At 73.6% G+C, this 26,906-nt stretch carries 25 protein-coding genes; 14 read left to right on the top strand and 11 right to left on the bottom strand.

The features are described 5' to 3' along the window. Nucleotides 1-192 precede the first annotated feature (192 nt). From OOK31_RS22545 to OOK31_RS22535, 3 genes are all read left to right on the top strand, one after another. Nucleotides 193-1,131 (top strand): PAC2 family protein, encoded by a 939-nt coding sequence (locus OOK31_RS22545; RefSeq protein WP_267089105.1) that lies wholly within the window; start codon nt 193-195, stop codon nt 1,129-1,131. 91 nt (nt 1,132-1,222) lie between these two features. Then, a complete protein-coding gene (gene coaE / locus OOK31_RS22540; RefSeq protein WP_267089104.1) occupies nt 1,223-1,837 on the top strand; it encodes a dephospho-CoA kinase in 615 nt (204 codons plus the stop codon). Nucleotides 1,838-1,897: 60 nt separating this feature from the next. Next, a complete protein-coding gene (locus tag OOK31_RS22535) occupies nt 1,898-2,308 on the top strand; it encodes a tetratricopeptide repeat protein (RefSeq protein WP_267089507.1) in 411 nt (136 codons plus the stop codon). A 4-nt stretch (nt 2,309-2,312) separates the two neighbouring features. On the opposite strand, the gene OOK31_RS22530 is transcribed toward OOK31_RS22535, so the two are convergent. Both OOK31_RS22530 and OOK31_RS22525 read right to left on the bottom strand, forming a co-directional pair. Further along, complete coding sequence (locus OOK31_RS22530; RefSeq protein WP_267089103.1) at nt 2,313-2,573, bottom strand: DUF6343 family protein; 261 nt, start codon at nt 2,571-2,573, stop codon at nt 2,313-2,315. Nucleotides 2,574-2,644: 71 nt separating this feature from the next. Beyond that, a complete protein-coding gene (locus OOK31_RS22525) occupies nt 2,645-3,244 on the bottom strand; it encodes a hypothetical protein (protein WP_267089102.1) in 600 nt (199 codons plus the stop codon). A 636-nt stretch (nt 3,245-3,880) separates the two neighbouring features. On the opposite strand from OOK31_RS22525, the gene OOK31_RS22520 reads away from it, so the two are divergent. Then, nucleotides 3,881-6,703, top strand: a complete 2,823-nt coding sequence (locus OOK31_RS22520; protein WP_267089101.1) for a DEAD/DEAH box helicase — start codon at nt 3,881-3,883, stop codon at nt 6,701-6,703. After that, nucleotides 6,700-7,905: an SWIM zinc finger family protein gene (locus OOK31_RS22515; protein ID WP_267089100.1), complete on the top strand. Its 1,206-nt coding sequence runs from the start codon at nt 6,700-6,702 to the stop codon at nt 7,903-7,905. Before OOK31_RS22520 ends, OOK31_RS22515 begins: the two co-directional genes overlap by 4 nt. Here OOK31_RS22515 and OOK31_RS22510 read toward each other — a convergent pair. Continuing rightward, nucleotides 7,886-8,434, bottom strand: a complete 549-nt coding sequence (locus OOK31_RS22510) for a hypothetical protein (RefSeq protein ID WP_267089099.1) — start codon at nt 8,432-8,434, stop codon at nt 7,886-7,888. The two genes, OOK31_RS22515 and OOK31_RS22510, sit on opposite strands and share 20 nt — an antisense overlap. 127 nt (nt 8,435-8,561) lie before the next feature. Here OOK31_RS22510 and OOK31_RS22505 point away from each other — a divergent pair, with 127 nt between their 5' ends. Beyond that, a complete protein-coding gene (locus tag OOK31_RS22505) occupies nt 8,562-9,254 on the top strand; it encodes a chaplin (RefSeq protein ID WP_267089098.1) in 693 nt (230 codons plus the stop codon). Here the strand turns inward: OOK31_RS22505 and OOK31_RS22500 are convergent. Continuing rightward, complete coding sequence (locus OOK31_RS22500; RefSeq protein WP_267089097.1) at nt 9,247-9,918, bottom strand: DUF2293 domain-containing protein; 672 nt, start codon at nt 9,916-9,918, stop codon at nt 9,247-9,249. The two genes, OOK31_RS22505 and OOK31_RS22500, sit on opposite strands and share 8 nt — an antisense overlap. 139 nt (nt 9,919-10,057) lie before the next feature. Between OOK31_RS22500 and OOK31_RS22495 the strand changes: the two genes are divergently transcribed. After that, nucleotides 10,058-10,426: a cupin domain-containing protein gene (locus OOK31_RS22495; protein ID WP_267089096.1), complete on the top strand. Its 369-nt coding sequence runs from the start codon at nt 10,058-10,060 to the stop codon at nt 10,424-10,426. Nucleotides 10,427-10,547: 121 nt separating this feature from the next. Here OOK31_RS22495 and OOK31_RS22490 read toward each other — a convergent pair whose 3' ends face one another. Continuing rightward, nucleotides 10,548-11,993, bottom strand: coding sequence for a WGR domain-containing protein (locus OOK31_RS22490; RefSeq protein ID WP_267089095.1), 1,446 nt, complete (start codon nt 11,991-11,993; stop codon nt 10,548-10,550). Between the two features lie 92 nt (nt 11,994-12,085). Here OOK31_RS22490 and OOK31_RS22485 point away from each other — a divergent pair, with 92 nt between their 5' ends. Then, complete coding sequence (locus OOK31_RS22485; protein ID WP_267089094.1) at nt 12,086-12,715, top strand: uridine kinase; 630 nt, start codon at nt 12,086-12,088, stop codon at nt 12,713-12,715. A gap of 284 nt (nt 12,716-12,999) precedes the next feature. Here the strand turns inward: OOK31_RS22485 and OOK31_RS22480 are convergent, their stop codons facing one another. Beyond that, on the bottom strand, nt 13,000-13,902 hold the full coding sequence (locus OOK31_RS22480) for a carbohydrate kinase family protein (protein ID WP_267089093.1): 903 nt from the start codon (nt 13,900-13,902) through the stop codon (nt 13,000-13,002). Continuing rightward, on the bottom strand, nt 13,899-14,831 hold the full coding sequence (locus OOK31_RS22475; protein ID WP_267089092.1) for a pseudouridine-5'-phosphate glycosidase: 933 nt from the start codon (nt 14,829-14,831) through the stop codon (nt 13,899-13,901). Before OOK31_RS22475 ends, OOK31_RS22480 begins: the two co-directional genes overlap by 4 nt. 82 nt (nt 14,832-14,913) lie before the next feature. Here OOK31_RS22475 and OOK31_RS22470 point away from each other — a divergent pair, with 82 nt between their 5' ends. Next, the gene (locus OOK31_RS22470) at nt 14,914-15,699 is read left to right on the top strand and encodes a class I SAM-dependent methyltransferase (protein ID WP_267089091.1); all 786 of its coding nucleotides are present in this window, start codon (nt 14,914-14,916) and stop codon (nt 15,697-15,699) included. 73 nt (nt 15,700-15,772) lie between these two features. Further along, nucleotides 15,773-16,159 carry a cupin domain-containing protein gene (locus OOK31_RS22465; RefSeq protein ID WP_267089090.1) on the top strand — a complete coding sequence of 129 codons (387 nt, stop codon included), beginning with the start codon at nt 15,773-15,775 and terminating at the stop codon, nt 16,157-16,159. Nucleotides 16,160-16,162: 3 nt separating this feature from the next. Here OOK31_RS22465 and OOK31_RS22460 read toward each other — a convergent pair whose 3' ends face one another. The 3 genes from OOK31_RS22460 to OOK31_RS22450 all read right to left on the bottom strand — a co-directional run bounded on the left by OOK31_RS22460 (nt 16,163) and on the right by OOK31_RS22450 (nt 19,079). Next, nucleotides 16,163-17,452: an MFS transporter gene (locus OOK31_RS22460; RefSeq protein ID WP_267089089.1), complete on the bottom strand. Its 1,290-nt coding sequence runs from the start codon at nt 17,450-17,452 to the stop codon at nt 16,163-16,165. Nucleotides 17,453-17,523: 71 nt separating this feature from the next. After that, nucleotides 17,524-18,087 (bottom strand): methylated-DNA--[protein]-cysteine S-methyltransferase, encoded by a 564-nt coding sequence (locus OOK31_RS22455; protein ID WP_267089088.1) that lies wholly within the window; start codon nt 18,085-18,087, stop codon nt 17,524-17,526. Nucleotides 18,088-18,161: 74 nt separating this feature from the next. Next, entirely contained in the window at nt 18,162-19,079 is a 918-nt protein-coding gene (locus OOK31_RS22450) for a glycerophosphodiester phosphodiesterase family protein (RefSeq protein ID WP_267089087.1), read from the bottom strand. A 201-nt stretch (nt 19,080-19,280) separates the two neighbouring features. Between OOK31_RS22450 and uvrB the strand changes: the two genes are divergently transcribed. From uvrB to OOK31_RS22430, 4 genes are all read left to right on the top strand, one after another. Then, on the top strand, nt 19,281-21,434 hold the full coding sequence (uvrB, locus tag OOK31_RS22445) for an excinuclease ABC subunit UvrB (RefSeq protein ID WP_267089086.1): 2,154 nt from the start codon (nt 19,281-19,283) through the stop codon (nt 21,432-21,434). Nucleotides 21,435-21,522: 88 nt separating this feature from the next. Next, nucleotides 21,523-22,101: a TerD family protein gene (locus tag OOK31_RS22440; protein WP_267089085.1), complete on the top strand. Its 579-nt coding sequence runs from the start codon at nt 21,523-21,525 to the stop codon at nt 22,099-22,101. A gap of 45 nt (nt 22,102-22,146) precedes the next feature. Next, a complete protein-coding gene (locus OOK31_RS22435; protein ID WP_267089084.1) occupies nt 22,147-24,135 on the top strand; it encodes a TerD family protein in 1,989 nt (662 codons plus the stop codon). 232 nt (nt 24,136-24,367) lie between these two features. Continuing rightward, nucleotides 24,368-25,351, top strand: a complete 984-nt coding sequence (locus OOK31_RS22430) for a TerC/Alx family metal homeostasis membrane protein (RefSeq protein ID WP_267089083.1) — start codon at nt 24,368-24,370, stop codon at nt 25,349-25,351. A gap of 40 nt (nt 25,352-25,391) precedes the next feature. Here OOK31_RS22430 and OOK31_RS22425 read toward each other — a convergent pair whose 3' ends face one another. Further along, nucleotides 25,392-26,693 carry an MFS transporter gene (locus OOK31_RS22425; RefSeq protein ID WP_267089506.1) on the bottom strand — a complete coding sequence of 434 codons (1,302 nt, stop codon included), beginning with the start codon at nt 26,691-26,693 and terminating at the stop codon, nt 25,392-25,394. Nucleotides 26,694-26,906: the final 213 nt, after the last annotated feature.

The following is a 26,906-nucleotide window of genomic DNA, read 5'->3' as shown; positions in this document are numbered from 1 at the left end:
TGAACTGAGCTGAACGACGAGGCCCGTCCCCTTCGGGGGGCGGGCCTCTTCGCGTACCCGGCAGCGTCGTGTTCCCGACGATCTCGCACACCCGGCCATGGCGCGTTCTCGGCAATTCGGCCAACTGGGGAATGGCCGGGCCGCCTTGGACGTTCTTTGCAGAGAACACGCGGCGAGGGAGGAGTGGTGACGGTGCTTGATCCACAGGGTCTGTACGAATGGGACGCCAAGGGCCTGGCGGTGGCCGACCTGGCGCTGGCCCAGGACTCGGCCGGACTGGTCATGCTCTACCACTTCGAGGGGTACATCGACGCGGGCGAAACCGGCGAGCAGATCGTCGAACGGCTCCTGGACACCCTGCCGCACCAGGTGGTGGCCCGCTTCGACGCCGACCGGCTGGTCGACTACCGGGCCCGGCGCCCGCTGCTGACGTTCCAGCGCGACCACTGGACCGAGTTCGAGGAACCCCGCCTGGAGGTCCGCCTCGTGCAGGACGCCACCGGCGCGCCCTTCCTGCTGCTCTCCGGCCCCGAGCCGGACGTGGAGTGGGAGCGCTTCGCCCTCGCCGTCCGGCAGATCGTCGAGCGCCTCGGCGTACGGCTCGCCGTCAACTTCCACGGCATCCCGATGGGCGTCCCGCACACCCGGCCCGTCGGCATCACCCCGCACGGCAACCGGACCGACCTCATGCCCGGACACCGCAGCCCCTTCGACGAGGCCCAGGTCCCCGGCAGCGCCGAGTCGCTGGTCGAGTTCCGCCTCGGCCAGTGGGGGCACGACGTCCTCGGTGTCGCGGCCCACGTGCCGCACTACGTCGCCCGCTCCCCGTACCCGGACGCCGCGCTGACCGCCCTGGAGGCGATCACCGCCGCGACGGGGCTGGTCCTGCCGGCCGTCGCGCACGCACTGCGGACCGAGGCCCACCGGACGCAGACCGAGATCGACCGGCAGATCCGCGAGGGCGACGAGGAGCTCGTCAGCCTCGTCCAGGGCCTGGAGCACCAGTACGACGCCGCCGCCGGCGCCGAGACCAGGGGCAACATGATCGCCGAGCCCGCCGAGATCCCCTCGGCGGACGAGATCGGCCGCGAGTTCGAGCGGTTCCTCGCCGAGCGGGAGGGCGAGGCGTAGGTGCTGCGGCACCGGCCGGGGCGGCCGGCCGGGGCGGTGGGGGCCGTAGGGGCCTGGCAGGGGCGGTCCGGCGGGCCGTAGGGTGCTGAGCATGCTGAAAGTGGGCCTGACAGGCGGAATCGGTGCCGGCAAGAGCGAGGTCTCGCGGCTGCTGGCGGGGTACGGGGCGGTCGTCGTGGACGCCGACCGGATCGCACGGGAGGTCGTCGAGCCGGGCACCCCCGGTCTCGCGGCCGTCGTGGAGGCCTTCGGGGACTCCGTACTGACCGCCGACGGGCACCTGGACCGGCCCGCACTGGGAGCCGTCGTCTTCGCCGACCCGGCCGAACTCCGGACCCTCAACGCGATCGTGCACCCCCTGGTCGGAGCCCGCTCCGCCGAGCTGGAGGCGGCGGCCGGCGCCGACGCCATCGTCGTGCACGACGTACCGCTCCTCGCGGAGAACGGCCTCGCACCGCTCTACGACCTCGTCGTGGTCGTGGACGCGGCCCCCGCCACCCAGCTGGCCCGGCTGACCGCGCTGCGCGGCATGACCGAGGAGGAGGCGCGGGCCCGGATGGCCGCACAGGCCACACGGGAGGACCGGCTCGCCGTGGCCACCCTCGTCATCGACAACGACGGGCCGCTGGAGGCGCTGGAGCCTCAGGTGCGCAAGGTGTGGGAAGAGCTCACGGCGCGGGCCGGGGCCGGGGCCGGTACGCAATAGCGTGCGCGGCGTGGGGAGTTGAGGGCGCGCCCGCAGGGAAGGAAAGACACCGTGTCCGATATCGAGCCCCCACAGCCGCCCTCTTCCCCTTCCTCCTCGGGCCGGTCGCCCGGGGCGGCGAGCCCCGAGACCCATGTGATCAGCTTCCGGGCCGCCGAGCAGCTCCTCGCCGCCCGCGACCCGCGCGGCGCGGTCCGGCTGCTCGACTCCGTCATAGCCGCCCACCCCGAGAACACCGCGGCCCGGCTGCTGCGCGCCCGCGCCTTCTTCGCGGCCGCGCAGCTGCGCCCGGCGGAGCTCGAGTTCGAGCTGGTGCTGGAGCGGGAGCCCGACAACGCCTTCGCCCACTTCGCGCTGGGCCGCACCCACGAACGCTCCGGGCGCAGCGAGCAGGCCCGCCGGCACTTCCGGCTGGCCGCCGCGCTCGACCCGAGGCCGGAGTACCTGGAGGCGGCCCGGTTCGAGGAGTGAGGGCTCAGCGGGCGTGGGGAGGCTCGTACGGGGGGACGTCCGGGCCCGGCTGGTAGTGCGGGCCCTGGTGGATGTGCCGGACGACGACGGCCATGTCCGCCGCCGTCAGCAGGACCAGTGCCGCGCAGGCCGCCGCCCAGCCGGCCCGGCCCACCAGGGAGAACAGGACGGCTCCGGCGGTGGCCCAGAGCAGCCCCCACAGGCTCAGCCAGAACCGCAGCCGCAGCGGACTGCGGGCGGTCACCGGCTCGTTTCCGGTACGCATGGCCATCGCCGCCTCGCGGTGGGTCGGGGCCCCGCTTCCATGGTCCCACCGGGGGTCCGGGGGTGGGGAGGTCAAGGATTCAGCTTGTTCACGGCCGTCACGGTCGTCCGCTTGAAGGCGGGCACCGGGGCGTCGGTCAGGTGGCCCATCTGGCCCCAGTTCACGACGGTCACCGTGGAGCCGTCGCGTCCGATTCCGTACAGGTGTACGCCCGGCTCGGAGTCCGGGATCGAGGTGTCGACGCCGTAGACGTGCGCGCCCTCCTCGACGGCCAGCTTCCCGTAGTCCTGCCAGGACGCCGTGCCGCCGGGCGTCGTGCGCAGCCAGTCGGCGGCGCAGGCGGCCACCTTGCGCTCCAGGGACGCGGCGAGCTTGGCCGCCGCGGTGTCCGAGGCCGTCCGTACGGAGATCTGCGTGGCCCCGGCGTCCACGTCGGTGCCGAAGGTGCGGTGCCAGGTGCCCGTCGCCGGGAGCACGCCGTCCAGGCAGAACGGGGTGGTCTCGGGCAGGCCCTTGGTGACCTGGCCCTGGAACCAGGCGGAGGAGGGGTGGGGCGGCAGGTCGGTGCCCTTGAGGAAGCCGGGGGCGGTGGGTGCGGCCACGGCGGTGGCGGAGGCGGTGAGAGCGAGGGCGGTGGCCGCCACGATGGCGGCGCTGGAGCGTCGGAACACGGTGGTCTCCCCGGAGGAGGTGCGGTCGAGGTCTGAACCTGTGAACAGCCATACCCAGCCCTGGCGCCAGGTCGACGCGCTGTGGCGGAATCGGGACACGGGGGGCGGCCGGGGTCGGGGACGGGGTGGGGTGCCGTCCGGGATAGGCATGATTTATGGCGCCCGTTCCGCAGCTGCGTTGGTGCGGCGGTACCGCGCGCCAACAAATCACGTTTTACATCCCGGACGACACCCCACCCCGTCCCCGACCCCTCACGTCTCACGTCTCTGATCCGGTCCCGCCCCCTTTCCCGGCTACGCCGGCAAATCCAGCCCCGCCGCCAGATCCAGCCTCGCCGGCGTTTGAGGCGCGGGGTCTGGGGCGGAGCCCCAGGTCTGTGAGCCGCACCGGCCACCTTCAGCCCCGCCGGCGTTTGAGGCGGGAACGGTGGAAGGGCGGGGCGGGGAGCAGCTCCGCGCAGAGGGACATCCGGTGCCGCCCGGCCAGGGCAGGCGCAGCGGGGCATCCGGTGCCGCCCGGCCAGGGCAGGGGCAGGGGTGGAGGGCGGTGGGGTTGTCAGTGGGCCCGCCTAGACTCGGCGGCAGTGGGGTGCGCCATGACCGGGCGCAGCCGGGTACGAGGAAAGGGGGGACATCGTGGCCTCGACGTTGGAGGGGGAGCAGCTGTTGCTGCGTCGGGCGGCCGTGTTCCTTCCCGCCGCCGTGCCCCGCGAGGGAAGGGTCGCGTTCTGGTGTCCCGAGGGGGATCCGCTGCCCGACGCGGGGACCGCGCAGCAGCTCCAGGTGGTCCGGCCGCACGGCGACGGCGTCCGTACGCGTACGGTGCCCGCCGTGACCCTGTCCGTGGCGCGCGCCCTGCCCGTGCTCGTGCGCGCGGCCCGCAGTCCCGTCTCGCATCCCGCGACCCGCGCCTGGGGTACCGCGGCCGCTCAGGCGCTGTCCCTCGTGGCGCGGGGTCGGCTGCTGCCGGGGCTCACCCCTGAGGGGATCGACGCCTGGCGTGCCGGGCCGCTCGACGCCGATGACATCGGGCACCTGCGCGCCGTCGCGGCCGCCCTGCCGTACGAGGGGTACGCCACCCCGCTGCCCGGCCGCCGCCCGTTGACGCTGCCCGAGCCGGAGGCCCTGGTCCGGGCGTTCCTCGATGCCGTCGCGGACACCCTGCCCCGCACCCCGGCCGCGCCGGTCGCCGCCGGGCGGCCCTTCGCCGCGCTGGAGCCCCAGCGGGTGCCCGCGCTGGCGGAGTGGGCCGCGCAGGTCGCGGCGGGGGCGGATGCCGGGGTGGGGATCTCGCTGCGGCTGGACCTGTCCTCGTTCCGGCTGTTCGACGAGGCCGAGCCGGAGGACGTGCGCCGCGCCGGGGCCGCCGTGGTCCAGGTGCACAGCCTCGCCGATCCGACGCTGGTGACCGACGCCGGCCTGCTGTGGGCCGGCGTCGCCGCCGCCGGTTTCGGGCCCCGGGCCAGGATCGATGCCGTGCTCGCGCTGCGCCGGGCCGCCCGGGTGTGGCCGCCGCTGCTGAGGCTGCTGGACCAGCCGGTGCCGGACGCCCTGGCGCTCTCCGATCCGGAGCTGGAGGACCTGCTGGGGGCCGTCGCGAACCGGCTCGCGGCGGCCGGGGTCCTGGTCCACTGGCCGCGCGAGCTGGCTCGTACGCTGTCCGCGACCGCCGTCGTACGCTCCACCGCGCCCGGCTCGGCCACCGACGGCACCGCCTTCTTCGACGCCGCCGGGCTGTTCGCCTTCTCCTGGGAGCTCGCGCTGGGCGGGGACCGCCTCACCCCGGGGGAGATGGAGGCGCTCGCGCAGGCCCACCGGCCGGTGGTGCGGCTGCGTGACCAGTGGGTGCGGGTCGATCCGGAGCTCGTGCGCAAGGCCCGCAAGCGGGAGCTGGGGCTGCTGGATCCGGTGGACGCGCTGGCCACCGTACTGAGCGGGACGGCCGAGGTGGACGGCGAGGCGGTGCCGGCGGTTCCGGTGGGTGCGCTGGCCGCCCTGCGGGACCGGCTGACGGGGGAGCCGGCCGCGATCGCCCCGCCGGCCGGGCTGCGGGCGACGCTGCGCGACTACCAGCTGCGCGGCCTGGCCTGGCTGGACCTGATGACCTCCCTCGGCCTCGGCGCCTGCCTCGCCGACGACATGGGCCTCGGCAAGACCGTCACCCTGATCGCGCTGCACCTGCACCGCGACCGCCCCGAGCCGACGCTCGTGGTGTGCCCCGCCTCCCTGCTCGGCAACTGGCAGCGGGAGATCGAGAGGTTCGCCCCGGGGGTTCCCGTACGCCGTTTCCACGGCGCCGACCGGAACCTCGACGACCTGCGCGGCGGGTTCGTCCTGACCACGTACGCGACGATGCGCGCGGCCGCCGCCCGGCTGGCGGAGCAGAGCTGGGGCATGGTCGTCGCGGACGAGGCCCAGCACGTCAAGAACCCGCACTCGGCGACGGCGAAGGCGCTGCGCACCCTGCGGACCCCGGCCCGGGTGGCGCTCACCGGCACCCCGGTGGAGAACAACCTCTCCGAGCTGTGGGCGCTCCTCGACTGGACCACGCCCGGACTGCTGGGCCCGCTCACCACCTTCCGGGCCCGCCATGCCCGCCCGGTGGAGCACCAGCAGGAGGAGGACGGGGGCAACGAGGCGGCGGTGGCCCGGCTGGCCGCGCTCGTACGGCCGTTCCTGCTGCGCCGCAAGAAGTCCGACCCGGGGATCGCCCCCGAGCTGCCGCCGAAGACGGAGACCGACCATCCGGTGTCCCTCACGCGGGAGCAGGTCTCCCTCTACCAGGCCGCGGTGGACGAGGCGATGGCCGTGATCGAGGCCAGCGAGGGCATCGAACGGCGGGGCATGATCATGAAGTTGCTGGCCTCCCTCAAGCAGATCTGCAACCACCCGGCGCAGTACCTGAAGGAGGCGGAGCCCCGGATCCCGCACCGCTCCGGCAAGCTCGCCCTCCTCGACGAACTGCTGGACACGATCCTGGCCGAGGGCGGCTCGGTGCTGGTCTTCACCCAGTACGTGACCATGGGCCGGATCATCGAACGGCATCTGGCCGCGCGGGGGATCCCCCACCAGTTCCTGCACGGGGGCACGCCGGTGGCGCGCCGCGAGGAGCTCGTCGACCGTTTCCAGTCCGGCGAGGTCCCCGTCTTCCTGCTCTCCCTCAAGGCCGCCGGTACCGGCCTCAACCTGACCCGCGCCGGGCACGTCGTGCACTACGACCGCTGGTGGAACCCGGCCGTCGAGGAACAGGCCACCGACAGGGCCTACCGCATCGGGCAGACCCAGCCCGTCCAGGTCCACCGCATCATCGCCGAAGGCACCGTCGAGGACCGCATCGCCGAACTGCTGGAGGCCAAGCGGGCCCTGGCCGATGCCGTGCTGGGCTCCGGAGAGTCGGCGCTGACCGAGCTGACCGACCGTGAACTGGCCGATCTCGTCTCCCTGCGCAGGCCCTCGTGATCACCGCGCGGGACGACCGCCGCCGCACCTTCGAGACGCTGCCCGCCGGAGCGGAGGCCGGGACCTGGTGGGGCCGGGCCTGGGTGGCCGCCCTGGAGCAGCGCGCGCAGGATCCGGCCCGCCTCGCACGCGGCCGTGCCTACGCCGTCGAGGGCCACGTCGACGCGGTCACGGTCACCCCCGGGCGGATCGTGGCCTACGTCCGGGGCAGCCGGCCCCGCCCGTACCGCACCGAGCTGACCCTCGGGGCCTTCACCGACAGCGAGTGGGCGGAGGTCCTGGAGGCGGTGGCGGCCGATCCGGCGGCCCTCGGAGCGCTGCTGGAGCGGGAGGTTCCGCAGTCGCTGGCGGAGACGATCCTGCCCGGCGCGGGCGAGCTCGTGGCCCGCTGCTCCTGCCCGGACACGACGCGGCCGCCCTGCAAGCACGCCGCCGCCCTCTGCTACCGGGCGGCCCGCCTGCTCGACGAGGACCCCTTCGTCGTCCTGCTGCTGCGCGGCAGGGGCGAGAGGGAGCTGCTGGAGGAGCTGACCCGTCGCAATGCCGCGCACGCGGCGCGCGAACAGCCCGACACGGCACCGGACTTCCCCGGCGTCCCGGCCCGCGCCGCCGTGGCCCGTACGGTGCTGCCCCCGCTGCCCGCACCGCTCACCGCGCCCGCCGCCGTGGGCGTACCGCCCGCCTGCCCGGCGGAGCGGGGCGCCCCCGATCCGCTGGCGCTGGACCAGCTCGCCACCGACGCCGCCGCCCGGGCCCTGGCCCTGCTCACCACCGGAGCCGACCCGACCGGGGACCTGACGCTGTGGCAGGACGCCGTGCGGCTGGCCTCCGCGCACCCCACCGCCGGTCTCACCGGCGGTGCCCGCGCCCTCTACCGCGATCTGGCCCGGGCCACCGGCCGCACCACCACCGACCTGGCCCGCGCCGCAGCGGCCTGGCGGCAGGGCGGGCTGCCCGCGCTCACCGTCCTCGACGAGCCCTGGGACCCCCCGGCCGGGCCCTTCGACCGGGCCCGCCCGGCGCTCCTCGCCGCCGGACAGGGTTCCTTCCGCCCCGACCGCAACCGCCTCACCGCCCGCACCCGCCAGCTCCGGCTGAGCCGCGAGGGCCTCTGGTACGCCTACGAGTCCCGCCCGGACGACGAGGACTGGTGGCCCACGGGCACGCCCTCGCCGGACCCGGTCACCGTCCTGCCGCGCTGAGCCCGGCCGCCCAGGCGGACAGGGTGGTGAAGTCGCGCTCGCGCAGGCCGTGGCGGGGGTGGATGCGCAGCAGGAGGGCCGGCGCCGGGTGGTGGGCCGCGATCCAGGCCCGGTCACGGTCGTTGATCATGTCGTCGACCCAGGCGAAGGGCCGCCCGGCGGCCCAGGCGTGGAGGGTGCGGGTCTTCCAGGAGAGGCCGTCGGGGTCGTCGACGAAGAGTTCCGGCCATTCCACGACCGGAAGATCGTCGGGTAGTCCGATGTGCGGCGCGATCAGGGTGTTGGCCTGGTGCGTCCAGGCCGTGGCCCAGGTCAGTTCGAAGGGCAGCGCGAGGAGCCGGGCGCCGTGCGAGGGGTGCAGGCGCACCCGCGCCCCGCGCCGGGCGGCGCGGGAGTTCGGATCGCGGTAGGCGAGCCAGATGTCCGGGCGCATCCGGTGGTTCGTGTACCCGCGCAGGGCTGCGAACGGGTCCCGGAAGGGGTTGAGCGGACCGTCCACGTCGAGCAGGAGCAGAGGTCGTTCAGTCATGAAGTAGGCAGTACCCAGTACACGATGGAGTGAAATGCCTACCGGCTCTATAACCCGAATGGGTTTACGGCGTTGTCTCCGGTACGGGGCAGGACGCCCCTGAACCCTCCGGAAGGCAGGAAATCTGATGCGCCACACTCGTCGGAACGGCTTGATCGCGGCGATGGTCGCGGGCGGTGGACTGGCGGTCGCGGGGGTGGGCGGCCTCGCCCACGCCGACGCCGAAGCGGGCGGACAGGCCGAGCGCTCCCCGGGGCTGCTCTCCGGGAACCTGGTGCAGCTGCCCGTGCACGCCCCGGTGAACCTGTGCGGCAACACCGTCAGCGTGGTCGGGGTCCTCAACTCCGCCGCCGGCAACCGATGTTCCAACGAGGCGCCGGGCGGCGGGAATCCCGGGCCGAGGCCCTCACGTCCCGGCTCGTCCGCGCACCCCTCGAAACCGGGGGGCGCCACCGGCGGGGGAGCGGTCGCCGAGGGGCGCGGAAAGGATTCGCCCGGGCTGCTGTCCGGCAACGGCCTCCAGCTCCCCGTCGACCTCCCGCTGAACGTCAGCGGCAACTCCGTGAGCGTCGTCGGGGTCGGCAACACCTCCCACGGCAACACCTCCGTCAACGGGGAGACCCCGACCGGGGGCAAGCCGCCCCAGCTGCCGCCCGTCACCCAGCGGCCGGTGACCCCGCCGCCCGCCCCGCAGCCCCATCAGCGGCACGTCTCGGCGCTCGCCCACACCGGCTCCGAAGGCGTCGGCTACCTGCTGCCCGGCGGTGGCGCGCTGCTCCTCGGCGGGGCGCTCCTGTACCGGCGGTTCCGGCTCAACTAGCCTCTTCGCGGGCGGGATCCGTCCGCCAGGCGTCCAGGATCGCGTCGATCCGCGCCGCCAGCCGGGCCCGGGCCGCGAACCGGTGGACCCCCGCCATCAGCAGGGAGTCGTACTCGGTGTCCGTGTGCCGCACGGCCGCCCGTACCGCCACCGACACCGCCTGCTCGTCGAGGGCCCGGCCCGCCGCCGTACGCCCGACCCGGCCGCTGCCGCGCACCGACGCGTGCGCGGCGATGGCCCGCGCCCGCTCGGGCGGGCAGCCCGGGAACAGCCGCAGGATCTCGGCGGCGAAGGCGGCGGTGAACCGGACGTCCTCGGCCGCGCGCCGCCGGCGGTCCCGCTCCCGGCGGCGGGCCCGCGCCTCGGCGTCCGCGAGGCAGGCCCGCTCGGCGCGGGCCAGGGCGGCGTCCTCGACCAGCAGCCCCTGACGTTCGTAGCGGTGGCGGCGCTTGTGCAGCCGCACCACGACCGCGGAGAGCGAACTCGCCTCGCGGGCCCGCCGGGTGAGCGCCGTGTCGCCGCGCGGCAGGTACACGAGATGCCCGAGATCGGCACAGTCCAGACAGCGGGGCACACCGGATTCGCGCACGAGATGCCGCAGCGGGCCCCGCCGGCACTCCGCGCAATGGATCTGCTTCTGCGACTCGAAAACGACGAGACTCATACGGTGGTGATACCGCCGACCGGTGCGTATATCACCTTGTACAGATAGGTTGTTAGCCTTTCATCAACTCTGGCTGGACGTCATGATGTCCTCCTACCGTGAGTCGAGTGGGCCGCGGCGGGCCCATGGAGGAGGGCACATGGGTGTACGGCAGGCGACGGTACGGCGCCCGAGGGCGACGGCGCCTTCGGACCTCATGGGCCGCGAGGTGGTCATAGAGCCCGGCGGCTGCACGGGCTGGCACTACCACCGGGTGCCGCTCGTGGCCGTGGTCATGGCCGGAACCCTGACCCGGATCCTCAGCGACGGCGCCGTTGAGGTGCACGTGGCGGGGGACACCTTCGTCGAACCCGCCGGCACCGGGCACATCCACCTCGGCCGCAACTTCGGGGACGACCCGGTGGTGCTCCTCGTCACCTGCGACCTTGCGCCGGGCGCGCCGTTCGCGTTGCCCGCCGCGGTTCCGTTCGGTGCGAAGCCCTGCGGGTGCCCGGGGCACGGGGCCTGAGCCGGGTTGGTCCGGCCTCGTCGGCCCCCGTCCGTCTGGCCGTCTGGTCGGCCGTCCGTCCGTTGGGCCGTCCGGTGGGCTGTCCGTCCGTGGAGACCCCCGTCCACCACGGACCCCGACGTCAGACCAGTCGGCGGATCTCCCCGCGCACCCGGTAGAAGCCGCCCGAGGCGGGATGCAGGCCGTCGACCACGTACCGCGCGCCGGCCTCCCGGATGCCGCGTGGGAACTGCACGTTCCAGGAGGACTCGAAGCCCTCCGACAGCACCTGCACCCGGGTCCGTCCGCCCTGCTGGACGCACTCGACCACCACACCGCCCGTCGGCACGGCGGCCACCGACACCGTCGCCACCGCCGCGGCCGAGGCCGCCGGGGTGAACACGGGCAGCGCGGCGGCGGACTTGACGTCCCTCGCCGCCGGGACGGAACCCTGCTGGGCCGCCGCGATGGCCGCCTCGCTCGCGTCCACGCACACCAGGGAACCGTCCGTGGTCACCAGGTAGAGCCGCTCGTCCAGGTACTGCATGGACAGGGCGGAACCGCCGCCCGTCCCCAGCTTCCACAGCCGTCGGCCGTCGGCGTCGAAGCAGTACACCGAGGACGAGGAGTCGCCCGCGAACACGTGCCGGCCGTCGGCGGAGGTCGCGCAGGAGTACACCGCCGCGTCGCACGGGTACGAGGCCTCGACCGCCCCCGTCGCCTTCGACAGGCGCTGCACGGTGTTGCGGACCGTGCCCGCGTACACGGCGTGCTCCTCCTGCCAGCCGAACAGCACCCCGCCCGGGGTCGGCGTGTGCCACAACTCCCCCGTGCCGTCGGCCGCGTAGGCCGTCACCCCGGCGCTGTGGCCGTGGTAGACCGCCCGCTCGTCCGCCCGGACCATCCACGCGCCGGTCCCCGAGGACCGGCGCGACCACTGGTGCTCGTCCTCGTGGTCGATGACCGTCAGGCCGCCGCCGGCGTCCGAGACGTTGAGCACGCCCTCGTGGATGTCGAGCCAGTAGATGTCCACGTCCGCCGCGATCCCGTACGCCCCGAACGGCACCTTCGAGGAGAGGTCGTAGACCGTGCCGTCGTCGCAGCCCGCGTAGATCCAGAACTCGTCGGCCACCAGGCACTTCACCCCGTCCGGCAGCGAGTACCGGGCCAGCACCTCGCCGGCGTGGCTGACCGTGTACACGTCGCCGGCCTGGTTGCCGACCCAGCAGCGGTCCTCGTCGACGTGGATGCCGAAGGCCGAGGAGCCGGTGCGGAAACGCCACAGCACCGGTGCCACCGCGCGCGCCGTCGACGGCGCCGAGGTCACCTGGCGGCGCGTCACCGAGCGGGCGGCGCGGGCGCCCTGGACGGCGGGGGCGTACCCCTTGCGGACCTTCTCGCCGATCTTCTTGGCGGCGGCCGCGCGGGCCTTCTCCGCCGTCGGGAACGAGGAGACCTGGAGCTGGCCGTCCGCGCCGATGCGGCCGTACCGGACGGAGACGGCGGTGCCGTCCACCGTCACCTCGTAGAACTTGTGCGCACCGCCGCCGTCCTGAGACAGCTCCAGATACGTCGTCTCCCGTGCCATGACAGACCTCTCCCCACGGTCGGGCCGCCGGTTCCTGAACACCGGTGATCCCCTCGTGGATGAAGTTAGGGGGCAGCACTGACAATGGGCCGGTGAAGCTGGAACCGATCACCTGGCAGCGGATGGCCGAGCGGATCGCCGGCCGCCTCGACGACTCGGACTCGCCGTCCTGGCGGAGGGTGGGCATCGACGGGGCGCCGGCCGCCGGTACCGGGGTGCTCGCCGGGCACCTCGCGGAGGCGCTGCGCGGGCGGGGGCGGGCGGTGCTGGTCGTCGGAGTGGAGGGGTTCCTGCGGCCGGCGTCGCTGCGGTTCGAGTTCGGGCGGGAGGACGTGGACGCGTTCCTCGGGGGCTGGTACGACACCGGTGCGCTGTGGCGGGAGGTCTTCGGGCCGACGGACCCGGGCGGCGGTGGGCGGGTGCTGCCGGACCTGTGGGATCCGGTGAGGGACCGGGCCACGCGGAGTCCGTACGTCGAACTCCCGGAGGGGGGTGTGCTCGTCGTGCACGGGCCGCTGTTGTTGGGGCAGTGGTTCCCGTTCGACCTCAGCGTGCACATCAGCCTCTCGGCGGGGGCGCTGGCGCGGCGGACGGAGTCGTCGGCCCGGTGGACCCTGCCGGCGTTCGCGCGGTACGCCGCCGAGACGAACCCGGTGTCGGTGGCGGACGTCCTGGTCCGGGCGGACGATGCGGGGCATCCGGCGTGGACGGGGTTGCCGTAGGGCGGGGTCGGGGGCGGGGGGGGGTGCCGTCCGGGATGGGCATGATTTATGGCGCCCCCTCCGCAGCTTCGTCAGTACTGCGGTACCGCGCGCCAACACATCACGTTTTACATCCCGGACGACACCCCACCCCGTCCCCGACCCCTCACGTCCGTGATCCGGTCCCGCCAAATCCAGCCCCGCCGGCGTTTGAGGCGCGGGGTCTGGGGCGGAGCCCCAGGGAACGGTGGAAGGGTGGGGCGGGGACCGCTCCGCGCAGCGGGACCGGGTACCGGCCGGCCAGGTCAGGGGCGGCCGCCCAGGTGGGTCACGGCCAGCGCAGCGGTACGGCAGCCCGCGCGGGCGGCTTCCGCCGGGGTGGCTCCCGCGAGGCGGGCGGAGAGGAAGCCGCCCGTGAACGCGTCGCCGGCCCCGGTGGAGTCCACCGCCTCGGCGGGCTCCGCGTCGACCTCGGCGGTGATCCGGCCGTGCTCGGCGACGAGCGCCCCGCCCGTGCCCCGTGTGACCACCACCAGCGGGACCCGTCGGCTCAGTTCCACCGCCGCCCGGGCCACCCCGGCCGGCTCCGGCAGGCCGGCGAGCAGCCGGGCTTCGTCCTCGTTCGGCAGGAGCACCCCCGCCCCGGCCACGGCGGCGAGGAAGCGTTCGGGGCCCAGTACGGCCAGGAAACCGGCAGAGGCGGGGTCCACGCTGACCGGCACCCCGCGCGTCCGCGCGGCCCGCAGTGCCACGAGGGCCAGCTCCCGGCTGCAGTCCGCGAAGAACAGGTACCCCGAGAGGTGCAGGTGTGCGGCGTCGTCCAGCAGGGCGGGGGCCCAGTCGGCGGGGCACAGCCGCAGTGAGGCCCCGCTGTCGGTGAGGAAGGTGCGCTCCGCGTCGTCGCCGACCAGCGCCACCACCGTCCCGGTCGGCTCCGCCGGGTCCACCACCAGTCGGGGCCGTACTCCGGCGTCGACCAGGGCCCGTTCGTGCCACCGTGCCGATTCGGAGCCCACCCGCGCGAGGAGGCGTACCTCGGCCGCGCCGGTACGGGCCGCCCAGCAGGCGGCGTTGGCCCCGGCGCCGCCGGGCAGGGTGCGGATGCGGGCGACGGTGTCGGTGGCGGGGGCCAGGGGGCCGGGGTGGACCGCGACGACGTCCGTGACGACGTCGCCGACGACCACCAGCGCCCCGGAGGCCGTGCTCATGCCCGTGCCGCCCAGGCCGCCGCGATCCGGGCCCCGAGGCGTACGTTGCCCCGTACCGCCGCCAGGTTCGCCTCCAGGGAGGCCCCTCCGGTGGCGCGTACCAGGAACCCCAGCAGGAACGGTGTCACCGCCTGCCCAGTGATCCCGCGTTCCCGGCATTCGGCGAGGGCTTCGGCCAGGACCCGGTCGTGGAGGGCGGGGTCCAACTGGTCGGATTCGGCCACCGGGTTGGCGACCAGCAGTGCCGATTCCGGTCCACCGAGGGCGTCCTGAGCGGCCATCGCGGCCGCCACCTCGTCGGGGGTCTGCACCGTCCAGTCCACCGGTTCGCCGGAGTCGGCCAGGTAGAAGCCGGGGAAGCGGTGCGTCCGGTAGCCCAGGATCCCTACACCGAGGGTCTCCAGCCGCTGGAGCGTGGCCGGAACGTCCAGGATCGACTTCACCCCCGCGCACACCACAGTGATCCGGGTCCGCGCGAGGAGGGGGAGGTCCGCCGACTCGTCCTGGGAGAGGGCCCATTCGCGGTGGACGCCGCCCAGCCCGCCGGTGGCGAAGACCCGCAGTCCGGCCCGCGCGGCGAGGAAGGCCGTCGCCGACACGGTCGTCGCGCCGGTCGCCCCGGTGGCGAGGGCGGGTGCCAGGTCCCGGTGGCCGAGTTTGCGTACGTCCTGATCTGCGGCGATCCGTTCCAGTTGGGTCTTGTCCAGGCCCGCGTACGCCACCCCGTCGATCACCGCGACCGTCGCCGGAACGGCGCCTTCCGCGCGGACCAGGGCCTCCAGTTCGAGGCCCACCTCCAGATTGCGGGGGCGGGGCAGGCCGTGCGCGATGATCGTCGACTCCAGGGCGACGACGGGCCTGCGCGCCGCGAGGGCCTCGCGTACCTCGTCCGACAGGACCGGGACCTGGGTTGCTCTGTGCTGTGGCATGTCCCCATCCATGGCACGGGATTCGCGCCCCCAAACGCGCTTCCCACGCCCCGGCGCCAACCTGTCCGAGTAGCGTTCCTCCATGGACACGCGCGTTTTCTACGACGAACTCGCCGCCCGCTACGACCTCATGTACGCGGACTGGGACGCGAGCATCGACAAGCAGGGCCGGGCCCTCGACACCCTGCTCACCAAGTCCCTGGGCCCCGGACCGCACAAGGTGCTGGACAACGCCTGCGGCATCGGCACCCAGGCGCTGGGCCTGGCACGCCTGGGACACCGGGTCACCGGCACCGACCTCAGCCCCGTCGCCACTGCCCGCGCCGCGCGGGAGGCGGCCGCCCGCGGGCTGAGCCTGTCGGTCGCCGCCGCCGACATGCGGGCGCTGCCCTTCCCGGCCGCCTCCTTCGACGCCGTCGTCTGCGCCGACAACGCCCTGCCGCACCTGCTCAGGGCCGAGGACGTGCGGGCCGCGCTGGCCGAAACCCGGCGGGTGCTGCGCCCGGGCGGCCTGCTGCTGCTCTCGACGCGCCCGTACGGCGCGCTGCGCCGCACCCGGCCCGCGAGCGAGGCCCCGCGGGTGCGGACCGGGCCGGACGGGCGGACGGTCACCTTCCAGCTGTGGCACTGGCACGAGGACGGTGAGCGCTACGACGTGGAGCTCTTCCAGCTGCTGCCCTCCGGCGGTACCTGGGCCGCCAGCGCCTCGACGACGACCTACTGGGCGCTGGCCGAGGAGGAGACGGCGCAGTACGTGCGGCAGAGCGGTTTCGGCGAGCCCGTCTGGCACTCCGCCGAGGACACCGGCTTCCACCAGCCCGTACTGGGCGCCCGCCGCCCGGTTCCCCGTACCCGCTCGACGGAATGACGCGTCCGGCGCGCCCGCGCTGGACGCTCTGGTCACCCCGGCGCCGGGGACGCCCGGATTAGGCTGACGCGCCATGAGCACCAGTGACCACAGCCCCGCCGTCCCCGCCCCCGCGTCCTTCGCCGTGTCCGTCGCGGACCTCCCCGACGCCGAACTGGAGGCCGAGGAGCTCGACCCCGGGCAGATCCTCTCCGGCACGCCCGTCGTGACGGGCAAGGTGCTGTGGGAGTCCGAGGACGGCTCGCAGATCCGGGGCATCTGGCAGATCACCCCCGGGGTGGTCACCGACACCGAGGCGGACGAGCTGTTCGTGGTCGTCAGCGGCCGCGCCACCATCGAGGTCGAGGGCGGCGCGACGATGGAGGTGGGCCCGGGTTCGGCCTGTGTCCTGCGGGAGGGTGACAAGACCATCTGGACGGTCCACGAGACCCTGCGCAAGGCCTATCACATCAACTGCTGAGGTCTAGGCCTTCTCTTTGGGCACCGGGTGGCGTCGGCCGGTGAACAGGGCGAGCGCGGCCATCGGCAGGAGCAGCGCGGCCCCGATCGCGTTGAGCCAGCCGTAGCCCGCCGTCGACATGACGAGCCCGGCCGCCGCGCCGCCGACGCCGGCGGCCGTGTTCATGGTCAGGTCGCTCAGGCCCTGTACGGCGGCCCGTGCGGGCTGCGGCACCGAGTCGGTCAGCAGCGCCGAGCCGGAGACCATTCCGGCGGACCAGCCGAGGCCGAGCAGGAAGAGGCCGACCGCGCTCTGCGTGTGGTTGCCGTCCGCCGTGCCGGCGAGCAGCGCGGCGACCGACAGGAGCCCGGCCGCCAGGCCGATCCCGGAGAGCCGGCCGATCCGGTCGGCGAGCCACCCCATGACCGGGGAGAAGGCGAACATGCCGGCGATGTGGCCGCTGATGACCAGGCCGACGAGCTTGAGGCCGGCGCCGTGGTGCCCGAGATCGACCGGGGTCATCACCATGATCGAGACCATGACGGTGTGCGACACCGCGACGGTGACCAGCGCGAGCCGGGCCCGGGGCGAGGCCTTGACGGCGGCGAACCCGGCGCGCAGCGAGCGCCCCTGGGGGGACTGCTCCGCGGGACCTGCCAGGGCCCTGGCCGTCAGCAGCGGATCGGGGCGCAGGAACACGGCGATCAGGGTGCCGGTGAGGACGAAGACGGCGCCGGCCCAGACGAAGGGGCCCGCCGTCTGGGGTATGGAGGTGCCGGCGAAGCTGTCGCTGGCGGGGGCGGAGAGGTTGGGCCCGAGGACCGCGCCGATGGTGGAGGCCCAGACGACCAGGGAGATCGCGCGGGCCCGCCGGTCGGGCGCCGCGAGGTCGGCGGCGGCGAAGCGGGCCTGGAGGTTCGCGGAGGAGGCGGCGCCGAAGGCGGCCATGCCGAGCATGAGCAGCGGGAAGCTCCTCACCGAGGCGGCCAGCACGACCAGGGCGGAGCCGATCGCCCCGATCCCGTACCCGACGATCAGCCCGGGGCGGCGGCCGCGCGCGGTCATCAGCGCGGCCAGGGGCAGCGAGACCAGGGCGGTGCCGATCACCGCGGCGGTGGAGGCGAGCCCGGACAGGGCCTCGGTGCCGCTGATCTCGGTGGCCAGGACCGGGGCCAGGGCGATGCTGATCGGCACGCCGAGGCCGCCCAGCATCTGGCTGGCCATGAGCACGCCCGACGTCCGGCGCTGGAGCCGGGGCAGGTCCGCCGCGTCGAGCGGGGGCGCGGTGGGGCCGGGGGCGGCGGAAGTAGTCACCGGTGCAGTTTCCCACCGCTCCCCGTCCGGGGGAACCGGGTATCGGGCGCCCGCCCGCCAGGACGCGCAGGTCAGAAGAGGGGCTGCGGGAGCACGCCCTCCAGCGCGAGCAGGATCCGCTTGGTCTCCACACCGCCGCCGAAGCCCCCGATCCCGCCGTCGTTCTCCACGACCCGGTGGCAGGCCACGACCAGCGGCAGCGGATTGGAGCCCATGGCGTTGCCCACGGCCTGGGCCGCCCCCGGCTGCCCGACCCGGGCGGCCAGCTCCCCGTACCCGACCACCGATCCGTAGGGCACCGAGCGGTCCAGCTCCAGCAGCACCTGGCGGTTGAAGCCGGAGCTGAGCCGCCAGTCGAGCGGCAGCTCGAAACGCCGCAGCGAACCGGCGAAGTACGCGGTCAGCTGGCGTATCGGCTCGGCGAGCAGGACCTCCTCGCCCGGGGCCGGCCGCCGGGCGTCGGCGCCGAGCCGGGAGACGAGGGAGGCGATCATCCGGTCGGCCCGGTCGGGCCCGGCATGGAACTCGACCCGGACCAGCCCCTCGGGGGTCGCGGCCAGGAGCAGGGGACCGACATCGCTGGGGACGACGGTCCATTCGAGGTGCGGCCCGCGGGGCCGCTCGGTGCTGTCCACGTCTCCCACGGTAAGCCGCCGCACCGACAGCCCCGCCGACAGCCCCCGGCGCGGGCCCCGGGGCCGTCCGGTGCTCAGAAGCCGCGCACCGCGTCCTGGACGACGTCGGGCGCGTTCGTGATGATCCCGTCCACGCCCATCGCCTGGACCTTCCGGGCGGTCGCCGCGTCGTCCACGATCCAGGTGTCCACCTCCATGGCCTTGCCGTGGGCGCCCCGCAGGCCGTGCACGGCCGCCACCCAGTCGGCGGAGATGGTCGTGTGCCACGGGTTGATCCGGTCGGTGAACTCCGCGTACCGGGGCAGGTCCGCAACGGTCGGCGTGCCCAGGAAGGCCGTCACCAGATCGGGGCGCAGGCCGTGCACGATCCTGACGGAGTCGGCGCTGAAGCTCTGCACGACCAGGCGGCCCTCGACGTGCTGCCGGTCGAGCCAGCCCGTCTCCTCCAGCAGCTTCAGGGTCTGCTCCTCGATCCCCGGGTAGAACTCCGGCTTCTTGATCTCCAGCAGCAGTTTCTGCTGGTTGTCCTGCACCCGCTCCATGTACTCCCGCAGGGTCGGCACCCGGGCCCCCGCGTAGCGCCCGTCGCCGAACCAGCTGCCCGCGTCGAGCCGGGCGATCTCGGCCGCCGTGAAGTCCTTGACCCGCCACGGCTTGCGGTCGGGGAACACCTCCTCGACATTGGTGGTGCGGGCCAGGGTGTCGTCGTGGACCACCACGAGTTCCCCGTCCTCGGTCCGCTGGACGTCGTTCTCCACCCAGTCGAAGCCCATCCACATCGCCAGGTCGATCGATTCGAGGGTGTTCTCCGGGGCGTACGCCGAAGCCCCCCGGTGGGCGTACAGGACGGGCCCCAGGACGGCCACGGACCCGGTGCCGGCGGAGGGTGCGGTGGGCCCGGGCGCGGCGGTGGCGGCCGTCCCGCCCAGCACGGTGAGGGTGAGGCCCAGGAACGCGGCGGCTGCCGCGGCGGCGGGTCGGACGAGGTGCATGTGCGTTCTCCTCGGGTCGTGGGCCCTGCTTCTGCCTCAAACGGGTCCGGAGCGCCAGACGTTGCGGCGTCGCCCCCGGTGCGCTCCGGTTGCGGCACCGCTTCAGGTGATCATGGGGTTGAAGATCACCGGGACGCCACCGAACTACGACAAACGGACCAGACCGCGCTGAGTGTCAGTGGGGGGCCGTACGGTTGACCCATGCGGCCCGTATCGAAGATCGAACGCACGGTGGCGCCTTTCGAGGTCGTCAGCCCCTACCAGCCCAGCGGCGACCAGCCGGCGGCCATCGCCGAGCTGGAGAAGCGCATCCGTGCAGGTGAGAAGGACGTCGTCCTGCTGGGTGCGACCGGCACCGGCAAGTCGGCCACCACGGCCTGGATGATCGAGAAGCTTCAGCGCCCCACGCTGGTGATGGCGCCGAACAAGACCCTCGCCGCCCAGCTGGCGAACGAGTTCCGCGAGCTGCTGCCGAACAACGCCGTCGAGTACTTCGTCTCGTACTACGACTACTACCAGCCCGAGGCCTACGTACCGCAGTCGGACACCTACATCGAGAAGGACTCCTCCATCAACGAGGAGGTGGAGCGGCTGCGCCACTCCGCGACCAACTCCCTGCTGACCCGGCGCGACGTCATCGTCGTCGCCTCCGTGTCCTGCATCTACGGCCTCGGCACCCCGCAGGAGTACGTCGACCGGATGGTCTCCCTCAAGGTGGGCGAGGAGACCGACCGGGACCAGCTGCTGCGCCGCTTCGTCGACATCCAGTACACCCGCAACGACGTCGCCTTCACCCGCGGCACCTTCCGGGTCCGCGGCGACACCATCGAGATCTTCCCGGTCTACGAGGAACTGGCCGTCCGCATCGAGATGTTCGGCGACGAGATCGAGGCCCTCTCCACCCTCCACCCGCTGACCGGCGAGGTCATCAGCGAGGACCGCGAGCTGTACGTCTTCCCCGCGAGCCACTACGTCGCCGGCCCCGAGCGCATGGAGAAGGCGGTCGCCGGCATCGAGGCCGAGCTCGCCGAGCGCCTCGCGGAGCTGGAGAAGCAGGGCAAGATGCTGGAGGCCCAGCGGCTGCGCATGCGCACCACCTACGACCTGGAGATGATGCGCCAGATCGGGTCCTGCTCCGGCATCGAGAACTACTCGCTGCACATGGACGACCGCGAGCGCGGCTCCGCGCCCAACACCCTCATCGACTACTTCCCCGAGGACTTCCTCCTCGTCATCGACGAGTCGCACGTCACGGTGCCGCAGATCGGCGCGATGTACGAGGGCGACGCCTCCCGCAAGCGGACCCTCGTCGACCACGGCTTCCGGCTGCCGTCCGCCCTCGACAACCGCCCGCTGAAGTGGGAGGAGTTCCAGGAGCGGATCGGCCAGACGGTCTACCTGTCCGCCACCCCGGGCAAGTACGAGCTCTCGCGCGGCGACGGCTTCGTCGAGCAGATCATCCGCCCCACCGGCCTCGTCGACCCCGAGGTCGTCGTCAAGCCCACCGAGGGCCAGATCGACGACCTCGTGCACGAGATCCGCGCCCGCGTGGAGAAGGACGAACGGGTCCTGGTCACCACCCTCACCAAGAAGATGTCCGAGGACCTCACCGACTACTTCCTGGAGCTCGGCATCCAGGTCCGCTACCTGCACAGCGACGTGGACACCCTGCGCCGCATCGAGCTGCTGCGCGAGCTGCGCGCCGGCGAGTACGACGTCCTCGTCGGCATCAACCTCCTGCGCGAGGGCCTCGACCTGCCCGAGGTCTCCCTCGTGGCGATCCTCGACGCCGACAAGGAGGGCTTCCTGCGCTCGGGGACCTCCCTCATCCAGACCATCGGCCGCGCCGCCCGCAACGTGTCCGGCCAGGTCCACATGTACGCGGACAAGATGACTCCCGCGATGGAGAAGGCCATCGACGAGACGAACCGGCGCCGCGAGAAGCAGATCGCCTACAACACGGCCCACGGGATCGACCCGCAGCCGCTGCGCAAGAAGATCAACGACATCGTCGCCACCATCGCCCGCGAGGAGCTGGACACCGAGGAACTGCTCGGCACCGGCTACCGGCAGGCCAAGGAGGGCAAGGGTGCCAAGGCCCCGGTGCCCGCGCTCGGCGGCAAGGCCGACCGGGGCAAGGCCGCCAAGGGGGCCAAGGCGGCCAAGGGAGCGAAGGCCGCCGAGGTGCTCACCGACCGGCCCGCCGCCGAACTCGCCGCGCTCATCGAGCAGATGACCGAGCGGATGCGGGGAGCGGCGGCCGAGCTGCAGTTCGAGGTCGCGGCCCGGATCCGGGACGAGGTGAGCGAGCTGAAGAAGGAGCTCCGACAGATGAAGGAAGCGGGCCTCGCCTGACCGGGAGCCGGTCAGTAGGGTTGGGGACCAGCCACAGTTACACGCTGCGCGCCCGTAAACGGGGCGGGCTATGGAGAGGGGACAGCGCGTGACGGTCAACATGACCAAGGGTCAGGCGATCAGCCTGCAGAAGGCGGACGGCGGCACGCTGACCGCGGTCCGGATGGGCCTCGGCTGGCAGGCGGCCAAGCGCCGCGGCCTGTTCGGCTCGCGGACCCGGGAGATCGACCTGGACGCGTCGGCGGTGCTCTTCGCCGACAAGCAGCCCGTGGACGTCGTCTTCTTCCGGCACCTGCAGAGCGACGACGGCTCGGTCCGGCACACCGGCGACAACCTCGTCGGCGGCGTCGGCCAGGGCGGGGACGACGAGGCCATCCTCGTCGACCTCCAGCGCGTGCCGGTGCACATCGACCAGATCGTCTTCACGGTGAACTCGTTCACCGGCCAGACGTTCCAGGAGGTGCAGAACGCCTTCTGCCGCATCGTCGACGAGACCAACGGGCAGGAGCTGGCCCGCTACACCCTCGACGGCGGCGGCCAGTACACGGCGCAGATCATGGCGAAGGTGTCCCGCGAGGGCTCCGGCTGGAAGATGACGGCCCTCGGGAACCCGGCCAACGGCCGGACCTTCCAGGACCTGATGCCGGCCATCCTGCCGCACCTGTAGCGGCAGCGCGGAACAAGAGAAGAAGGCACGGGGGAGGGCTGCACGATGACGGCCGAACTGGTCCGGGGGCAGAACCACCCCCTGTCCCGCAATCGCGTCGAGATCAGGGTCACGGCGGGCGCCGGCCTGCTGGCCCTGGCCTCGACCGGTGACGAAGGGGGCCGGCTCACCGGCCCCCGGGCCCTGGCCCACCCCGGGGCCCGGGCCCTGCCGGGCCTCGAGGTACCGGACCGGGTCGGGGACCGGCTCCGCATCGACGTCGACCTCGACGCCGTCGGGGCGGCCGTGCACCTGGTCCGGGTGCTGCTCGTCCTGCCGCCCGGCGGACCGGCCCGCTTCGGCGCCCTGGCCGCCCCGCACCTGGCCGTGGCCGAGCCGGAGGGCGCCGAGCTCGCCGCGTACACCCTCACCGGGCTGGACGCCGAGCGCGCCGTCGTGGCCCTGGAGCTGTACCGGCGCCAGGGCGCCTGGAAGGTCCGGGCCGTGGGCCAGGGCTACGCCGAGGGCCTCGGCGCCCTGCTGGCCGACGTCGGTCTGGCCGGCCCGGACGCCGCCGAGCTGACCGCCGCCGCCCTGGGCGCCGTGGCCTCCGACGGCATCACCCTCGCCGCGCTGCCCACCGGCGGCGCCCCCACCGTCCCGCGCGGCCTGCGCGCCCCGCAGGACGCGCCCCCGGCCGGCCCCGCCGCACCGGCCCCCGAGCCGCCGGACCGGATCCCGGTCTCCGGCAGCCCCTACGCCGCCGGCCCCGGCCCCGCAGACACCCCGGCCCCCGGCCCCGCGGACACCGTCGCGGGCCCGCCGACCATCGACTACGCGCATCCGCGCCGCCGCCGCACCAGCACCGAGGCGCCCGAGCCGGCGCCCCGCCCCGCCCCCGCGGCCGAGCCCGGCCGGCCCCCGCGGCCCGTCGCCGGGGACGCCAGCGGCTGGTCCATGGACGAGCGGCTCTACAACCAGGTCTGGGGCATGTTCGAGGACCTGGCCCGCACGGTCGCCGCCTACCGCAGCGCCGTCGACTTCGCCGACTCCCGCCTCGACCGCGAGCTCGACGACGCCCTGTCCGACCCCCGCCACCGGCTCGGCGGATCCGGCAGCGCCGCCCGCGACACCGCCCGCGCCCGCCGCGAGGACCTCGTCGCCCAGGCCCGCGCCGTCCTCGACCGGGACCTGGCCCAGCTGGCCGAAGAGTCCGAGGTGGTCGAACCCGCGCTGCCCGCCGCGTACGCCCGCTGGGGCAACCCGGTCTGGCACGCCGACGGCGGCGCACCGCAGGAGGCCCCCCTCGCCCTGCGCCTCGGCGACCTCAGCCTGCCCGAGCGCCCCGACCTGCGGATCCCGATGCTGATGCGGCTCCCGCTGGAGCGGGGCCTGTGGATCGACAACGGCCGCACCGGTTCCGAGGCCGCCATGACCATGGACACCGACCGGCTGCGCCGGGCCGCCATGGACATGGCCGTCGCGCACGCCGTGCGGCTGCTCGCCGTCCACCCCGCCGACCGGTTCTCCGTCCACGTCATCGACGCCGCCGGGGCGGGCGCCGCCTCCCTGGCCCCGCTGGTACGCGCCGGGGTGCTGGCCTCACCGCCCGCCGCGGGCGCCGCCGGGGTCACCCGGACCCTCGCGGAGCTGACCCGGCGCGTGGACCTCGTACAGATGGCGCTGCGCGCCGGAGCCCCGGACGAGCTGCCGCCCGATGTGGACCGGGCCGACCAGCTGCTCGTCGTCCACGACTTCCCGCACGGCTTCGACGACCGGGCCGTCACCCAGCTGCGCTACCTCGCCGACGAGGGGCCGGCGGTCGGCGTGCACCTGCTGATGGTCGCTGACCGTGACGAGGCCTCCGCCTACGGACCGCTGCTGGATCCCCTGTGGCGCTCGCTGCTGCGGCTCTCGCCCGTCCCGGACAACCACCTCGCCGACCCTTGGGTCCAGCACGCCTGGACCTTCGCCCCCGACCTTCCGCCGCAGGGCAGCAGGGTCCTCGACCAGGCACTGGACCGGATAGCGGCGGCCCGGCGCGGAGGCCGATGACCAGCAGCTGACCAGTCCTTGGGACTCCCTTTACCTTTCACGCTTCTGGCGGGTACCCTGGTGCGTGCGGAGGGGAGTATTCCTGCTTTCCTGCTACGGCGTGCCCGTCAATACGGACTGTGACTTGTCCCGGGGCGCCGGCCCACGGCCTCCAGGCCGCCCGGGTGGAAGAGACCTCCGGCAGCGATGACGCTGACGATGTGCTGAGCCATCTGCCGGAGGCGTGTTAACAGTGGACGTTTCGTTGACCCTGTGGGTCCTGACCATCGCGGGCCTGGGCCTTCTCATCGGAGCCGATTTCTTCATCGGCCGCAAACCGCACGACGTCTCCATGAAGGAGGCGGGCATCTGGACGGTCGTCTGGATCGTGCTCGCCGCCCTCTTCGGCCTCGGCCTGCTGTTCTTCGGCAACGGCCAGGCCTCCCAGGAGTTCTTCGCCGGGTTCATCACCGAGAAGTCCCTGAGCGTGGACAACCTCTTCGTCTTCGTCCTGATCATGGCGAAGTTCTCGGTGCCCTCCCACCTCCAGCAGCGCGTGCTGCTCGTGGGCGTGCTGATCGCCCTGGTCCTGCGGGCGATCTTCATCGCGGCCGGAGCCGCGATCATCACCACCTTCTCGTGGGTCTTCTACATCTTCGGCGCGTTCCTGATCTACACCGCGTGGAAGCTGATCCAGGAGGCCCGCAAGGACGAGGAGGAAGAGGAGTTCGAGGAGAACCGTCTCCTCAAGTCGATCGAGAAGAAGTTCGGCGTCGCCGACCGCTACCACGGCACCAAGCTCTTCATCCAGAAGAACGGCAAGCGCATCATGACCCCGCTGATGGTGGTCATGCTCGCCATCGGCACCACCGACGTGCTGTTCGCCCTGGACTCGATCCCCGCGATCTTCGGCCTCACCCAGGACCCGTACATCGTCTTCACCGCCAACGCCTTCGCCCTGATGGGCCTGCGCCAGCTGTACTTCCTCATCGGCGGACTCCTCAAGAAGCTGGTCCACCTCAGCTACGGCCTGTCCGTCATCCTGGGCTTCATCGGCATCAAGCTGGTGCTGCACGCCCTGCACGAGTCCGGGGTGCACGTCCCGCAGATCTCCATCCCGGTCTCGCTGGGCGTCATCTGCGGCGTCCTGGTGATCACCACGATCACCAGCCTGATGGCCTCCAAGAAGCAGGCGGCGGCCGAAGCCGCCGCCGACTCCCGGAGCGTCGACGCCTGACCGGTCCTCGAAGGGTCCGGGCGTCCACGGACCTACGGATCTACGCGGGGGCGGCCGCTTCGGCCGCCCCCGTTCCCGTGTCCCGGGCCCGCGCGAGCGCCGGGTGCGTCTCCGGCAGCAGGGCGAAACAGCCCAGGCTGACCAGCGCGATCACGGTCAGGTACACCGCGACCCCCCACGGCGGGCCGGAACCGTCCGCCAGGGCCGTCGCCACGATCGGGGTCAGCGCGCCGCCGAGCACCCCGCCCAGGTTGTAGCCGACGGCCGCGCCCGTGCAGCGGATGCGCGGGGCGTACAGCTCGGGCAGGTACGCGCCCACCACGGCGAACATCGTCACCATGCCCAGCAGCGAGCCGAGGCAGCCCACGGTCATCAGGACCGGGTCGGCCGTGCGCAGCAGGGCCACGAAGGGGAACATCCACACCGCGCAGGCCGCGCTGCCGGCCAGGCACAGCGGCCGCCGTCCCCAGCGGTCGCCGAGCACCGCCACCAGCGGTGTGGCCAGCCCCATGAGCAGGACCGCCACCATCACGCAGGCCAGCATCACGGTGCGGCCCACGCCCAGGTGCGTGGTGGCGTAGGCGAGGGACCAGGTGGTGACCGCGTAGAAGACGGCGTAGCCGACGGCCATCGCCCCGCCGGTCAGCAGGAGCAGCCGCCAGTGCCGGCGCACCACCTCGGTGAACGGCGCCTCCGCCCGCCGGCCGGTCTCGGCCAGCCGCCGGAACTCCGGGGTCTCCTCGACCGACCGGCGCAGCCACAGCCCGGCCAGCGCCAGCACTCCGGCGGCCCAGAAGGGCACCCGCCAGCCCCATGCGGTGAAGCTCGCGTCGCTCAAGGTGCCCGACAGGGTCAGCATCAGGCCGTTGGCCAGCAGGAACCCCACGGCGGGCCCCATCTGCGGGAAGCTCGACCACAGCCCGCGCCGGCCCTCCGGGGCGTGCTCGGCGGTCAGCAGCACCGCCCCGCCCCATTCGCCGCCGAGGCCGAGCCCCTGCAGGAAGCGCAGCAGGAGCAGCAGCAGGGGCGCGGCGATGCCGATGGAGGTGTACGTGGGCACGAACCCGACGGCCACCGTGGCGAGGCCCGTCATCAGCAGGGAGGCCAGCAGGACCGGACGGCGCCCGTAGCGGTCGCCGATGTGGCCGAAGACCACCGAGCCGAGGGGGCGGGCGAGGAAGCCGACGCCGAAGGTGGCGAAGGCGGCGAGGGTTCCGGCGAGCGGGGAGAACGAGGGGAAGAAGAGCGGGCCGAGCACCAGGGCGGCGGCCGTGCCGTAGACGAAGAAGTCGTAGAACTCGATGGCGGTCCCGGCGAGGGCGGCCGTGGCGAGCCGCAGCATCGGGGCCGCGGGGGAGGGGTCCGGGGAAGCGGAGCCCGGGGAAGAGGAACCCGGGGAAGCGGGGTCCGGGGAAGGGCGGGGGTCCGGCACCGGGGAGGCGGCGGCGGAGGAGGACGGGGAGGGGTGCTGTCGCATGGTGCAGCAACTACCCCAACCCGTACCCCCAGGACATGCGTTCGGCCGTCATCGACCGGAAGGAGTGCATGCCCCCGC

The organism is Streptomyces sp. NBC_00249 (assembly GCF_026342355.1).
In the GTDB taxonomy this organism is placed as follows: domain Bacteria; phylum Actinomycetota; class Actinomycetes; order Streptomycetales; family Streptomycetaceae; genus Streptomyces.
Note: the sequence above shows the minus strand (reverse complement) of the source record. Positions and strands in the feature narration are given on the sequence as shown.